Origin of the sequence: Rhizobium phaseoli (assembly GCF_003985125.1) — a bacterium.
GTDB lineage: Bacteria > Pseudomonadota > Alphaproteobacteria > Rhizobiales > Rhizobiaceae > Rhizobium > Rhizobium phaseoli.
In genome coordinates this window covers 259,313-271,644 of record NZ_ML133566.1, presented here as the reverse complement: position 1 = coordinate 271,644, position 12,332 = coordinate 259,313, and the positions used below count along the sequence as shown (strand labels likewise).

At 62.4% G+C, this 12,332-nt stretch carries 12 protein-coding genes; 7 read left to right on the top strand and 5 right to left on the bottom strand.

All coding sequences use genetic code 11. The features are described 5' to 3' along the window. Nucleotides 1–25: 25 nt before the first annotated feature. Nucleotides 26–1,873, bottom strand: coding sequence for a hypothetical protein (locus tag EFD56_RS04460; protein WP_126904777.1), 1,848 nt, complete (start codon nucleotides 1,871–1,873; stop codon nucleotides 26–28). Nucleotides 1,874–2,031: 158 nt separating this feature from the next. Here EFD56_RS04460 and EFD56_RS04455 point away from each other — a divergent pair, with 158 nt between their 5' ends. Beyond that, nucleotides 2,032–3,039, top strand: a complete 1,008-nt coding sequence (locus tag EFD56_RS04455; RefSeq protein ID WP_126904776.1) for a glycosyltransferase — start codon at nucleotides 2,032–2,034, stop codon at nucleotides 3,037–3,039. Next, nucleotides 3,036–3,410: a GtrA family protein gene (locus EFD56_RS04450; RefSeq protein WP_126904775.1), complete on the top strand. Its 375-nt coding sequence runs from the start codon at nucleotides 3,036–3,038 to the stop codon at nucleotides 3,408–3,410. The genes EFD56_RS04455 and EFD56_RS04450 overlap by 4 nt, the downstream gene beginning before the upstream one ends. 3 nt (nucleotides 3,411–3,413) lie before the next feature. On the opposite strand, the gene EFD56_RS04445 is transcribed toward EFD56_RS04450, so the two are convergent. Beyond that, nucleotides 3,414–4,400: a Gfo/Idh/MocA family protein gene (locus EFD56_RS04445; protein WP_126904774.1), complete on the bottom strand. Its 987-nt coding sequence runs from the start codon at nucleotides 4,398–4,400 to the stop codon at nucleotides 3,414–3,416. A gap of 236 nt (nucleotides 4,401–4,636) precedes the next feature. On the opposite strand from EFD56_RS04445, the gene EFD56_RS04440 reads away from it, so the two are divergent. Together EFD56_RS04440 and EFD56_RS04435 are read left to right on the top strand one after the other, a co-directional pair. Continuing rightward, a complete protein-coding gene (locus tag EFD56_RS04440) occupies nucleotides 4,637–5,599 on the top strand; it encodes an aldo/keto reductase (RefSeq protein ID WP_126904773.1) in 963 nt (320 codons plus the stop codon). Further along, nucleotides 5,596–6,039, top strand: coding sequence for a GNAT family N-acetyltransferase (locus EFD56_RS04435; RefSeq protein ID WP_016735059.1), 444 nt, complete (start codon nucleotides 5,596–5,598; stop codon nucleotides 6,037–6,039). Before EFD56_RS04440 ends, EFD56_RS04435 begins: the two co-directional genes overlap by 4 nt. Here the strand turns inward: EFD56_RS04435 and EFD56_RS04430 are convergent. After that, nucleotides 6,029–6,646: a hypothetical protein gene (locus EFD56_RS04430; RefSeq protein ID WP_126904910.1), complete on the bottom strand. Its 618-nt coding sequence runs from the start codon at nucleotides 6,644–6,646 to the stop codon at nucleotides 6,029–6,031. The two genes, EFD56_RS04435 and EFD56_RS04430, sit on opposite strands and share 11 nt — an antisense overlap. Nucleotides 6,647–6,791: 145 nt before the next feature. Between EFD56_RS04430 and EFD56_RS04425 the strand changes: the two genes are divergently transcribed. After that, nucleotides 6,792–7,289, top strand: coding sequence for a YciE/YciF ferroxidase family protein (locus EFD56_RS04425; RefSeq protein WP_004673867.1), 498 nt, complete (start codon nucleotides 6,792–6,794; stop codon nucleotides 7,287–7,289). Between the two features lie 26 nt (nucleotides 7,290–7,315). Here the strand turns inward: EFD56_RS04425 and EFD56_RS04420 are convergent, their stop codons facing one another. Then, nucleotides 7,316–8,224 (bottom strand): LysR family transcriptional regulator, encoded by a 909-nt coding sequence (locus EFD56_RS04420; protein WP_064826745.1) that lies wholly within the window; start codon nucleotides 8,222–8,224, stop codon nucleotides 7,316–7,318. 185 nt (nucleotides 8,225–8,409) lie between these two features. Between EFD56_RS04420 and EFD56_RS04415 the strand changes: the two genes are divergently transcribed. Both EFD56_RS04415 and EFD56_RS04410 read left to right on the top strand, forming a co-directional pair. Continuing rightward, nucleotides 8,410–9,405 carry an aldo/keto reductase gene (locus EFD56_RS04415; RefSeq protein ID WP_126904772.1) on the top strand — a complete coding sequence of 332 codons (996 nt, stop codon included), beginning with the start codon at nucleotides 8,410–8,412 and terminating at the stop codon, nucleotides 9,403–9,405. Between the two features lie 90 nt (nucleotides 9,406–9,495). Beyond that, nucleotides 9,496–9,855 (top strand): nuclear transport factor 2 family protein, encoded by a 360-nt coding sequence (locus tag EFD56_RS04410; protein WP_004673863.1) that lies wholly within the window; start codon nucleotides 9,496–9,498, stop codon nucleotides 9,853–9,855. A 53-nt stretch (nucleotides 9,856–9,908) separates the two neighbouring features. On the opposite strand, the gene pheT is transcribed toward EFD56_RS04410, so the two are convergent. Next, a complete protein-coding gene (gene pheT, locus EFD56_RS04405) occupies nucleotides 9,909–12,332 on the bottom strand; it encodes a phenylalanine--tRNA ligase subunit beta (protein WP_126904771.1) in 2,424 nt (807 codons plus the stop codon).

The following is a 12,332-nucleotide window of genomic DNA, read 5'->3' as shown; positions in this document are numbered from 1 at the left end:
CTTGCCATCACGATGATCGCCGGCGTCAGTTCGCCGCCGGCCGATAGCGAAAGAACTGCACAGCCGCGTCCGCCGCTTTCGGAAGCGGCTCCAGATAGGCCGGAATATTTCCCTTGCCGAGCTGCGCATAGAGGCCGTCCGGCTTCAGTTTCGCGAGCTGCCGCGTCTGCGGATCACTTGGGCAGAAGGCAAGCGTCGTGACGCCTGCCCCTTTCAGAAAGGCTTCCGCCTCCTGCGGCTCGGCCATGCCGATATGCAGCTCCGTCAGCATGCCGCCCTGATTGCGGTGATAGGGGGCCGAAAGCACCCGGTTTTGCGTGAAGCGGAGAATTGCGACGCCCATTTCCGATGGCGCGGAGACGAGGCCGACGGGAAGCCCGGCAAGCGGCGCCAGCGCCTCTCTGGATGCACAAGCCTTTTCTTTTGCAGGGTCCGACGCCTTCTTCTGCGCCTCACTCTCCATCTGCAGCGAGATGAGCCCACCGCCGAGGCCCCAGGCGGCGGGCACGCCCGCAAGCACCGTCACCACATAGACCAGGGCAACCGCAATATTTTCGCTGTCGCTGTTGGAAATGCGCCTGATATCGATGATCAGCAGGGCAAGCGGCAGGATGGAGATGAGGTTCGAGAAGGTCGAGCCGCGCACCTGGACGAGCGCGATCGCCCAGCTGATGGCAAGAAGGAAGAGCAGAACCAGGTGAATCTGCACGCGATCGCGCTGAACGATGCGGAAGATGCAGACGGCGATGCCGAAGAGACCGGCCGCATAGAAGGCGCCGATATCGAAAGGCTCGCTGCGCGCCAGAGCGAAAATCGACTTCGCCTCGGAAACATTGCGCAGCCAGAGTTCGACCAGCATGGGATCGAGACCGGCCAGCGGATCGCTCAGGCACTGCGGCGCGATCACGACAGCCGAACCGAGGACGCCGGCGCCGACGAGGGCAAGCGCCGCAAAGCGCAGCGGCCTGGCGAGCCCACTCGCAAACACCGCGCAAAACAGCAGAAGCCCGCCGCCGATCGCCGCCAGGCTGTAGTAACCGAGCGAGAGGTTGTCGCAGGTGACCATCGAATAGAGCGGCGGCGGCACCGTTGCGAAGAAGAGGATGCTGATCGTCATCGCCAGCGCAAGCCCGAAGGACTGGGCGGCGACGGCGAAATCCTTGCCCTCCCACGCCCAGAGAACGGCGACCGTCAGGCAGACGGCGGCAACGAAGGGCGTCGTCTCGGCGCCGATGGCAATGGCGATGGCGGCCGCAATGCCGGCAACCGCATAGCTCCAGCCGCGACGCTTCGGATCCAGCAGCATCGCCGTCATCGTCGCGACCAGCGCCAGCTGCGCATTGTGATGATCGATGGCGCCGGGCGCGAACCGGTTTCCGGTATAGATGGCGAGCGCGGTCAGCCCGAGACTGATATGCATGCCGGCAACGCCGCCGATGCGCCGGCCGGCAACGGCCATGGCAAGCATGGCGGGCAGGATGAGCGATACCGGCCAGATGCCGAGCGCCAGCGCCTCGGCCGTCTCACGCGGCACAAACAGGCCGAAGAACCAGATCAGCGAGGCGATCGGCAGGTCGATCAGCCGCGACCAGTGCATCAGCGTGCCGCCATGGAGGCCAAGACGATATTGCATCAGATCGAACCAGCCCTGGCCGGCGAGTAAATCGCGAACCTCGACGAGGCGCATGCCATCGTCATTGTCGGGGCCGACGTAATCGGTAGCACCGTGGAGCCTGGTGACGACGATGACGGCGGCGAGAATGACGCAATAGGCGATGACGGTCGGCCACAGACGCATCAGCAGGCCACGGACGCCGCCGCTCGTGATATCTGTCGGGGATGATGCGTTGGTGATCGGCTGCACGGCGTTCATCGTGGTTAGCGGCTCGTTTCCGGATGGCCGAACCTTAGCCTCCGCCGATCAAGAAAGTGTAAAACATTGGTTGCGACTGCCGATTTTGCCTGCGTCATAGGGTCTTATTAACGCCGGGCGTTTAGGCTCGGCACGGCTTTTGTGTAACGAGTAGAGTCATGGCCCCACCACGCCGCGGTAATCCTGAGATAGCCGTCCTGCTTCCCTGCTATAACGAGGCGGCGACGATCGGTTCTGTCGTGCGGGGGTTCCGGGCGACGCTACCGGACGCCGCGATTCACGTCTACGACAACAATTCCACCGACGGGACCGCGCTGCAGGCAATGCTTGCCGGCGCGCATGTCGTGCGCGAGCGGCGACAGGGCAAGGGCCACGTCGTGCGCCGGATGTTCGCCGACATCGAGGCCGACATCTACATTATCGCCGACGGCGACGGAACTTATGCGCCCGACGATGCCGAGGAACTGGTGCGCACGCTTCTGACCGAGCGCGCCGACATGGTTGTGGGAACCCGGCGCGGCGTGCATGCCGATGCCGGCCGTCAGGGCCATGCGCTCGGCAACCGGCTTTTCAACCTGCTTTACCGGACGATTTTCGGCCCCGATTTCACCGATATCTTTTCCGGCTACCGCGCCTTTTCGCGCCGCTTCGTCAAGAGCTTCCCGGCTGTCTCAGGCGGCTTCGAGATTGAAACCGAAATGTCGGTGCACGCCTCCCGGCTGAAGCTGCCGGTCAGCGAGCTGGAGCTCGACTACGGCCGCCGGCCGGAAGGTTCGCATTCCAAACTTTCGACCTTCCGCGACGGCGGCAAGATCCTCTGGATGTTCGCGATGCTGATGAAGGAAACGCGACCCTTCGCCTTCTTCAGCGCCATCAGCACCGCCTTCATGCTGGCGAGCCTCGGCTTCATGACGCCGGTGCTGGCGGAATATTTCGCAACGGGCCTGGTCAGCCGCATGCCGACCTGGGTGCTGTCGATGGCGCTGATGATGATCTCTTTCATGCTGTTTACGGCCGGCGTCATCCTGGATTCGGTCGCTCGCGCCCGCGCCGAACAGCTGCGTATCCACTATATGAGCCTGGAGACGCCAAGCGCAGCCAAACTGCCTGATCGCGAGCCAGCGCCGGCGTTGCGCCGCGGTCGCGGCAAGGCGGATGCCGCGTGAAGAAGTTCATCCGTTTCGCGATTGCCGGCGGCATCGGCTTTCTCGTCGATGCCGGTGCGCTGTCGGCGCTGCTTTCTCTGACGCCGCTCGGCCCCTTCGTGGCGCGGCTCATCGCAATCGCCCTCGCAATGGCGTCAACCTGGGTCTTCAACCGGAACTTCACCTTCGATCGCTCCGGCCGCTCGCTCGCCGCCGAAGGCTTCCGCTACGGCTCGGTCGGCGTCACGACGGCGCTGGTCAATTACGGGCTTTATTCGGCGCTGCTGCTTTCGCTGCCTGGGCTCCAGCCGCTTGCGGCGATGGTGGTCGCCAGTCTCGCCGCAATGGTCTTCAGCTTCTTCGGCTATTCGCGCTTCGTCTTCCGCGCGTAATTATCAGACCGCCTCCCAGCCGTCCTTCTCGCTGGCGCGATAGATCGCATCGATGACCTTCTGGTTCAGCTTCGAATTTTCGAGCGTAACGATCTCTTCCTTGCCGTTCTCTACCGCCCGAGCGAAAGCCTCGACCTCGCGCCTGTACTGGCGGCTGTCCTGAAAGCGGAAGATGCGCGATTCATTGTGGCTGCGATCGGCCAGTTCGATCTCTTCCGGCCCCCAGCGATTGGCGTTGAACGGCGACTTGACCTCGATGTAACCGTCGGTGCCGTGAAAAACCATGATCTGGCGGTTGGCCATCTGTGTCGAGACATAGAAGCTCAACTCGAAATCGGCGAAGTCGGCCTTGACGCTCGAATAGATATCGGTGCCGAAATCCGGATCGCGCTCGGTAATCGCCTGGATCCGGAGCGGCTCCTTGCCGGTCGAAAATCGCGTGCTCATGACGGGGTAGACGCCGATATCGGGAAGGCCGCCACCGCCGAGCTCGGGGATGTTGCGCATGTTGGCGGCATCGCGATTGAAATAGGTGAAGGCGCCCTGCACATGCCGGAGCGAGCCGATCGCTCCCTCGTCGATCAGCGAGCGCACCTTCTGCCAGACTGGCGAATAGGTGATCATATAGGCTTCCGTGACCACCACCTTATTGCGATCGCGGGCAGCGATCACTGCGTCGATCTCGGCGGCCTTCAACGCCAGCGGCTTTTCGCAGAGCACGTGCTTGCCTGCATCGGCCGCCTTGATCGACCATTCGATATGCTGCGAGGTCGGCAGCGGGATATAGACGGCGTCGATGACGTCGGAAGCCAGCATCTCCTCATAGGAGCCGAAGGCGTGCGGCACGGAGAAGCGGTCGGCCATCTCCCTTGCGCGCGCGAGATCCCGGCTCGCAATCGCCGTGACGACACAGTTTTCCGCATCCTGGATGGCGGGAACCACATTGTCGCGCCCGATCTTCGCCGTCGAAATGATACCGAAACGCAGCATGTCCAAGCCTCCCAGACTGATGTCCGCGAACCATATTCAGGGCTTGGCTGCGGCGCAATGGTGCGACATGAAATCACGGAAGTTTGGTTTTCCCGATGCAGAGATCGCACTAATTTACCTCAGATCGTTAGAGCATGATGTCGTCCGAAAACCGCATACACTTTTCGGCATCATGCTCCGGGGCGGCGTTCTGCCGTATCCGCGATTTCACTCACTCAACGATTTTGGAGAGCGTCATGGAAATGCGTCGGCTTGGAAAAACTGGCCTTTCGGTCGCGCCGATCGTCATCGGCGGCAATGTCTTCGGCTGGACGGCCGACGAAAAAACTTCCTTTGCCATTCTCAACGCCTTCTTCGATGCCGGCCTGAACGCGATCGATACGGCGGATGTCTACTCCGCATGGGTTCCGGGCAACAAGGGCGGCGATTCCGAGAAGATCATCGGCCGCTGGCTGAAGCAATCAGCGGTTTCGCGCGACAAGGCCGTCATCATCACCAAGGTCGGTTCGGACATGGGTCAGGGAAAGACGCTGAAGGCGGGCTATATTCTGAAAGCGGTCGAGGCGTCGCTTAGCCGGCTGCAGACCGACTATATCGATCTCTATCTCTCGCACTGGCCGGATGCCGATACGCCGCATGAGGAAACGCTCGGCGTCTATGCCAAGCTGAAAGAGCAGGGCAAGATCCGCGCCATCGGCTGCTCGAATTTTGATGCGGGCCTGCTGCAGGCGTCCTTCGACGCCGCCGAAAAGGCCGGCCTGCCGCGTTACGACGTCTTGCAGCCGGAATATAATCTCTATGCGCGCGCAAGTTTCGAGGGGCCGCTCGCAGAGCTCTGCGTCGAGGAGGATATCGGCGTCATCACCTATTTCAGCCTCGCCGCCGGCTTCCTCACCGGAAAGTACCGCAGCAAGGCCGATACGCAGGGCCGGGCACGCGAGGGCCGCGTTTCGACGTATTTCGACGCAAAGGGCCTGCGCATCCTGGCCGCGCTCGACAAGGTGTCTGCCGAGACCGGCGCCAAGCCCGCGGAAATCTCGCTTGCGTGGCTCTTGCGCAAGAAAGGCGTGACGGCGCCGATCGCCAGCGCCACCAGCCTGTCGCAGCTCGAAAGCCTGGCGAAAGCGGCGACACTGTCCCTCTCCGACGAGGCGATGGCGCTGCTCGACGAAGCCGGCGCTGAAGGAACAGAGCCATGACCGTGACGATACGCGATGCCCGCCCTGAGGACGAAGCCGGCTGGCGCCAGCTCTGGGCGGCCTATCTCGACTTTTACGACGTGACCGTCGAGGCCGATATCACCGACCAGACGTGGCGGCGGATCTTCGATCCCGCCTCCGCGATCGCGATGCGCGTCGCCGAGATCGACGGCAGGATCATCGGCTTTGCGCTGTATCTGACGCATGAGGGCACCTGGATCCGCGGCAGGGACTGCTATCTCGAAGACCTGTTCGTCGATGCCGATGCGCGTGGCAAGGGCGTCGGCCGGGCGCTGATGGACGATCTCGTCGCACTCGGCAAGGCAAAGGGCTGGTCGCGGCTTTATTGGCATACGAGCGAAAACAACAAGACGGCCCGGGCGCTCTATGACAGCTATGTCGAGAGCGACGGCCACATCCGCTATCGCATCAGCTTCTGAGCGGCGGAAACCCCTCGTAGAACGCGCCATGATCGCCCTCCCAGTTCGCCATGCCCGGCTTGGTGAGGATGCCGCGCGGGCTGACATAGCTCTGGATGATCCGTTTCGGCCGTTCGTGCCACTGGATATTGAAGGCCCAGAGCTTGGGGAAGAAGCAGAGCGAAGCATAGGGCAGGTGGTCGTGGATCCACCAGGCGAGCCGCTGCCAGTCGCTTTCGTCGCGATAGCGGTCGATCATCCACGGCACGGCGATGCAGACGGCGGCACCCATGCAGCCATCGAAATCGCGCATATTCCAAATGTGATGGGCTGATGTGGCGGCATTGGTCGAGCAGTTCAGCTTGTTCTCGTTGCCGAACCTGTTGACATCAGGCGAGCGATAGCCGGAGCGGATGTGCAGACGCCCAAACGTTGCCTCCAGCGGCTCCAGCAGATCCTCACAAAGCCGCCTCCCCGCCTCGATGGCCAGATCGGGATCCTCGGGAATGTTGGGGATGCGGTAGAAATCGGCGATTTCGGAATGCAGGAAATCGCGGAAGAAGAAATTCGGCGACAGCCGCACCCGGCCAAGATCCTCCAGCCCTTTCATCGAACCCGGCTTCCGCATCATTTTTTCTCCCTAGGAAACGGCGGGATGATTGCCCGGAGCCGATTTCCAGTCCACCCGAAATCGCTCGGGAACAATTTGCGCGATCCTTGCTTCTTAATGTGTCGCCGCGTTCGCGGCCTTTCCCAAATCAAGGATCGAGAAAATGGCCAAGGAAAAGACGTTGGAAGATCTCTTCTATGACACGCTCAAGGACATTTACTTCGCCGAGCGGCAGATATTGCGCGCCCTGCCGAAGATGGCGCGCGCCGCCCAGTCCTCCGAACTGAAGGCAGGCTTCCAGAAGCATCTCGAGGAAACCGAAGGTCAGGTCGAGCGCCTGCAGCAGGTCTTCGAGAAGATCGGCAAGCGCGCCCAGGGCAAGACCTGTGAGGCGATCCAGGGCATTATCGCCGAAGGCGAGGACATCATGGAGGAGTTCAAAGGCACCCCGGCGCTGGATGCTGGCCTGATCTCGGCAGCACAGGCCGTCGAGCATTATGAAATCGCTCGTTACGGCACGCTGAAAACCTGGGCTGCAACGCTCGGCCTCAAGGATGTCGTCAGCCTGCTCGACCAGACGCTGCAGGAGGAGACGGCCACCGACAAGACGCTCTCGCAGCTTGCCACCACCGCGGCAAACCAGAAGGCCAAGGCTGCCTGACGCCACGATGAGAACGGGCGGCTGCCCTACCGGCCGCCCGCATCCCTCTCGGCATATCTGAAGAAATCGATGAAGGCGCGCAGCGCCGGGCGCATCTGCCGGCGGGTGGGATAATAGAGAAACGGCCCGGGATAGGGCGCGCACCAATCCTCCAGCACGCGCACAAGCTTGCCGGCCGCCAGTTCCGCATGCACCCGCAAATCGAAGAGATAGGCAAGGCCGGCGCCGTTCAGTGCCGCAAGCAGAGCCAGCCGGTCCTCGCTGACGATGAGCGGCCCGTCGACGGCAACAACGAGTTCCTGACCGTCCTTTTCGAATTCCCAGCGATAGATGGAGCCATTGGTGAAGCGCCGTTTGATGCAGCGATGATAGACGAGATCACGCGGATGCTCCGGTTTCGGATGGCGTTCGAAATAGTCCGGCGAGGCGGCGATGACAGTCGTTAGATTGGGCGAGAACCTGACGGCGATCATATCGGCCTCCAGACTCTCTTCCAGTCTTAGGCCGGCATCGAAGCCTTCCTTGACGATATCGGTGAAGCCGTCCTCATTGGCAATCTCCAGGGTGATATCGGGATAGAGGTTGAGAAAATCGCCGAGGCGCGGAGCAAGCAGGATATCGGAGGCGAAGCGCGGGGCAGTGATGCGCAGGTTTCCGGCCGGTTTGGCGCGCGTGTCGCGAACCGCCTCCAGCGCAATGTCGATTTCCTCCAGCGCCGGTCGCAGCCTCTCGAGAAGCAGACGTCCTTCTTCGGTCGGCGCGACGCTGCGGGTGGTGCGCGCCAGAAGCCTGACGCCCAGGCTTTCCTCGAGGCTCGAGATTGCATGGCTGATCGCCGACGGCGCCACGAGGAGTTCCCGGGCCGCGGCGCGGAAGCTGCGATGCTCCGAGACGGCGGCAAGAACGGCGAGTTGGGAGAGCTGTGTCCTGTTCATTGATCGAAATGATAGAACAGCTTGTTAGAAACCGCATGTATTTTCTGATCGATCCGTGGCCGATATGGTCTGTCCGCACCGCCAAACAAATGATTTCTCCGGACGCGTGGTGTCATTCGAAATCGCTCACACGTGTCGGCATCATGCTCCAGCGGTCAAAATCAGCTCAGAAAAGGAACCCCATCATGAAGACCCGTAAACTCGGAAATGATCTGACCGTCTCCGCCGTCGGCCTCGGCTGCATGGGCATGAGCTTCGCCTATGGCGCCAGCGACGAAGCGGAATCGATCCGGACGCTCAATCGCGCCGTCGATCTCGGCGTCACCCTCTTCGACACTGCCGAAGTCTATGGCCCGTTTACCAACGAGATTCTTCTTGGAAAAGCGCTGAAGCCTCACCGCGACCGCGTGGTGATCGCCACCAAATTCGGCTTCAAGATCGATACCAGCCGGGCGGGCGCTGCCGCCATCGCCGGCGTCGACAGCCGCCCCGAACATGTCAGGGCGGTTGCCGAGGCCTCGCTGAAACGTCTCGGCATCGAGACCATCGACCTCCTCTACCAGCACCGGGTCGACCCCAACGTGCCGATCGAGGAGACGGTCGGCGTCATGGCCGAGTTGGTAAGGGAAGGCAAAGTCCGCGCGCTCGGCCTCTCGGAAGCCGGCAGCGCCACCATCCGCCGCGCCCACGCGGTCCATCCGATCGCAGCGCTGCAGAGCGAATATTCGCTCTGGACCCGCGATCCCGAAGAGGATGTGCTTGCCACTTGCCGCGAACTCGGCATAGGCTTCGTGCCCTACAGCCCGCTCGGCCGCGGTTTCCTGACAGGGGCGATCCGCAAGGCCGATGATCTTGCCGCCGACGATTTCCGCCGGCAGGTGCCGCGCTTCCAGGCGGAAAATTTCGACGCCAACGCCGCCCTCGTCGCGACGCTCGAGCGGCTTGCCGCCGAGAAGGGCGTGACGGCGGCGCAACTGGCGCTCGCATGGGTGCTGAGCCAGGGCGACGACATCGTGCCGATCCCCGGCGCCCGCAAGCTTCACCATCTCGAGCAGAACGCCGCCGCTGCCGATATCAGCCTCAGCGCAGCCGAGCTCCGGCAGCTCGGCGAAGCGATCCCCGCCGCACAGGTGGCGGGAAAACGCTATTCGGACGCCTCGCTTGCGATGACGAATCTGTAATCGAAGAAGCCCGGCCTGATGCAATCGGCCGGGCTTGTCTTCCGGTCCGGCGAAACTATCTAACGTCATCTCGGAGAACGGGATGGAAACATGTCGGACAGGCAGGCAGTCGAACAGACGGTTCATCTCTATGTCGAAGGCATGGCCTTCGCCAATGCGGCAGCCTTGAAGAAGGCCTTTCACCCAAAAAGCTCGATCATCGGCTATTACCAGAATGCCGTCGAATGGCTGACGCGGGATGAATTCATCACCGCGATCCTGGCGGAGGAACCGGCTCCGCCCGGCACGCAGCCCTTCATGGATATACAAAGCGTCGATGTCGAGGGTGACGCGGCGAGCGTGAAGGTCACCGACGATTTCGCCGGAATGCGCTTTACCGACTATCTCTCACTGCTGAAGATCGACGGCCGATGGGTCATCGTCAGCAAGCTCTACCATCTCCACACGTGAAAGAACCGGCCGCTCGAACGACCGGTTCTTTATTTTTGCGAAGACTGGCGGGATCAGCTTCTCAGCACGCCGCCGGTGAACTTTGCGACGCTCGCGACGATCTTCTGCGTCAGCGCTTCGAAATCCTCATCCGTCAGCGTACGCTCGACCGGCTGGATCTGAACCTCGATCGCCACCGATTTCTTGCCTTCGCCGACAGACGCACCTTCGAAGATATCGAAGACGTTGACGCCGGTGACGAGCTTGCGGTCTGCCCCCGTCGCAGCCTTGATGATGGCGCCCGATTCCACCGTCTTGTCGACGACGAAGGCGAAGTCGCGCTTGACCGCCTGGAAGGGTGACAGTTCCAGCGCCGGCTTGGTGCGGGTCGCCTTCTTCTTCGGCTCGGCCATCGCGTCGAGATAGACCTCGAAACCACAGAGGGCGCCGGAGACATCGAGCGCTTCCAGCGTGAGCGGGTGGAATTCACCGAAGTAACCGAGCACCACCTTCGGCCCCATCTTGATGGTGCCGGAGCGGCCGGGATGATACCATTCAGGCCCCCCCTGCTCGATCTGGATATTGCCCATCGGCAGGCCGCAGGCTTCGATGACGGCGAGCGCATCGGCTTTGGCGTCGAAGACGTCGACCGGTTTGCCGCCACCCTTCACCGCATTCGACCACATGCGCCCGCCTCCGGCGAGCGAGGCGGTGCCGCGGCGGATGCCGCCGGCAACGCGACGCTGGCCGTCCGGCCGATCATTCTCATAGGTGCCCGAGACTTCGAAGATCGCCACGTCGCCATAGCCTTTGTCGGCGTTGCGCTGCGCTGCAGTCAGCAGGCCAGGCAGCAGCGAGGGGCGCATATCCGACATTTCGGCGGCGATCGGATTGGCAAGCCTCAGGGCCGGCGAACCGCCGCCGAAGAGCTTCGCCTGATCTTCCGGAATGAAGGACCAGGTGACGGCCTCCAGCATGCCGCGCGAGGCGAGCGCACGCTTGGCCGCGCGGGTGCGGATCTGCAGCGTCGTCAGAATCCTGCCGTTGACGGCAGCATGACTTTCGAGCGGCGCCGGCTTGATATTGTCGACGCCGTGGATGCGCATCACCTCCTCGACGAGATCGGCCTTGCCGTCGACATCGGGGCGCCATGAAGGAACGGCGACGGAAACGCGTTCGCCGGAGCCGGAAACCGTGAAACCGAGACGGGCGAGGATCGCGTTGCTTTCTTCGGTCGAGACTTCAAGGCCCGTCAGGCGCTTGACCTCGGAATAGGGGAAATCGACGACCTTCGGCTCGTGCCCCTTATAGCCGACGACCTCGGCGCGCGCGGCCATGCCGCCGCAGAGTTCGAGCACCAGCTCGGTCGTGCGTTCGAGACCCGGAACCATATATTCCGGATCGACACCACGTTCGAAGCGGTAGCGCGCATCGGTGATGATGCCGAGGCTGCGGCCCGATTTGGCGATGTTCATCGGGTCCCACAGGGCCGATTCGATCAGCACGTCGACGGTGTTTTCGTCGCAGCCGGAATGTTCGCCGCCCATGATGCCGCCGATCGATTCGATGCCGTCTTCATCTGATATGACGACGTTGTTCGGACCGAGCTTGTATTCGCGCTGGTCGAGCGCCAGCACGGTCTCGCCTTCCCTGGCGCGGCGAACGGTGAGATTGCCCGTGACCTTGGCGGCGTCGAAGACGTGCATCGGCCGGCCCTGATCGAAGGTCATGTAATTGGTGATATCGACCAGCGCGTTGATGGGGCGCAGGCCGATGGCGAGGAGCCGCTGCTGCATCCAGCGCGGGCTCGGACCGTTTCTGACGCCGCGCACCAGGCGCAGCGCAAAGCCGGGGCAGAGCTTCGGATCGTCGAGATCGAGCGTCAACTTGACCGGCGTCTCGCCTTCGAAGGCGAAGGACGGCGCGGCGCGTGTCTTCAGTGTACCAAGACCGGAGGCGGCGAGATCGCGGGCGATCCCGTGGATCGACGTGCAGTCGGGCCGATTGGGCGTCAGATTGATTTCGATGACCGGGTCGTCGAGATGCGCATAGGCCGCGTAACTCTGACCGACCGGCGCGTCGTCGGGCAGATCGATGATGCCCTCATGATTGTCGGAGATCTGCATTTCCTTTTCGGAGCACATCATGCCGCGGCTTTCGACGCCGCGGATATTACCGACGGCAAGCGTCACGTCGATGCCGGGAACATAGGTCCCGGGTGCGGCGAAGGCGCCGATGAGGCCGGCGCGCGCATTCGGGGCGCCGCAGACGACCTGGACCGGCGCACCGGAACCGGTGTCGACCATCAGCACCTTCAGGCGATCGGCCTGCGGATGTTTTTCCGCCGAAACAACCCTTGCGATGACGAAGGGCTTGAACGCCGCCTTGTCGTCGACCTCCTCCACCTCCAGACCGATCTCGGTCAGGCGGGTGCAGATTTCGTCAAGCGTGGCATCCGTTTCCAGATGCTCTTTCAGCCAGGAGAGCGTGAATTTCAT

What these genes read in the sequence shown, in the direction of transcription:
- EFD56_RS04460 (WP_126904777.1), bottom strand. Translation starts at nt 1,873, where the DNA reads ATGAACGCCGTGCAGCCGATCACCAACGCATCATCCCCGACAGATATC.
- EFD56_RS04455 (WP_126904776.1), top strand. Translation starts at nt 2,032, where the DNA reads ATGGCCCCACCACGCCGCGGTAATCCTGAGATAGCCGTCCTGCTTCCC.
- EFD56_RS04445 (WP_126904774.1), bottom strand. Translation starts at nt 4,400, where the DNA reads ATGCTGCGTTTCGGTATCATTTCGACGGCGAAGATCGGGCGCGACAAT.
- EFD56_RS04440 (WP_126904773.1), top strand. Translation starts at nt 4,637, where the DNA reads ATGGAAATGCGTCGGCTTGGAAAAACTGGCCTTTCGGTCGCGCCGATC.
- EFD56_RS04435 (WP_016735059.1), top strand. Translation starts at nt 5,596, where the DNA reads ATGACCGTGACGATACGCGATGCCCGCCCTGAGGACGAAGCCGGCTGG.
- EFD56_RS04430 (WP_126904910.1), bottom strand. Translation starts at nt 6,646, where the DNA reads ATGCGGAAGCCGGGTTCGATGAAAGGGCTGGAGGATCTTGGCCGGGTG.
- EFD56_RS04425 (WP_004673867.1), top strand. Translation starts at nt 6,792, where the DNA reads ATGGCCAAGGAAAAGACGTTGGAAGATCTCTTCTATGACACGCTCAAG.
- EFD56_RS04420 (WP_064826745.1), bottom strand. Translation starts at nt 8,224, where the DNA reads ATGAACAGGACACAGCTCTCCCAACTCGCCGTTCTTGCCGCCGTCTCG.
- EFD56_RS04415 (WP_126904772.1), top strand. Translation starts at nt 8,410, where the DNA reads ATGAAGACCCGTAAACTCGGAAATGATCTGACCGTCTCCGCCGTCGGC.
- EFD56_RS04410 (WP_004673863.1), top strand. Translation starts at nt 9,496, where the DNA reads ATGTCGGACAGGCAGGCAGTCGAACAGACGGTTCATCTCTATGTCGAA.
- pheT (WP_126904771.1), bottom strand. Translation starts at nt 12,332, where the DNA reads ATGAAATTCACGCTCTCCTGGCTGAAAGAGCATCTGGAAACGGATGCC.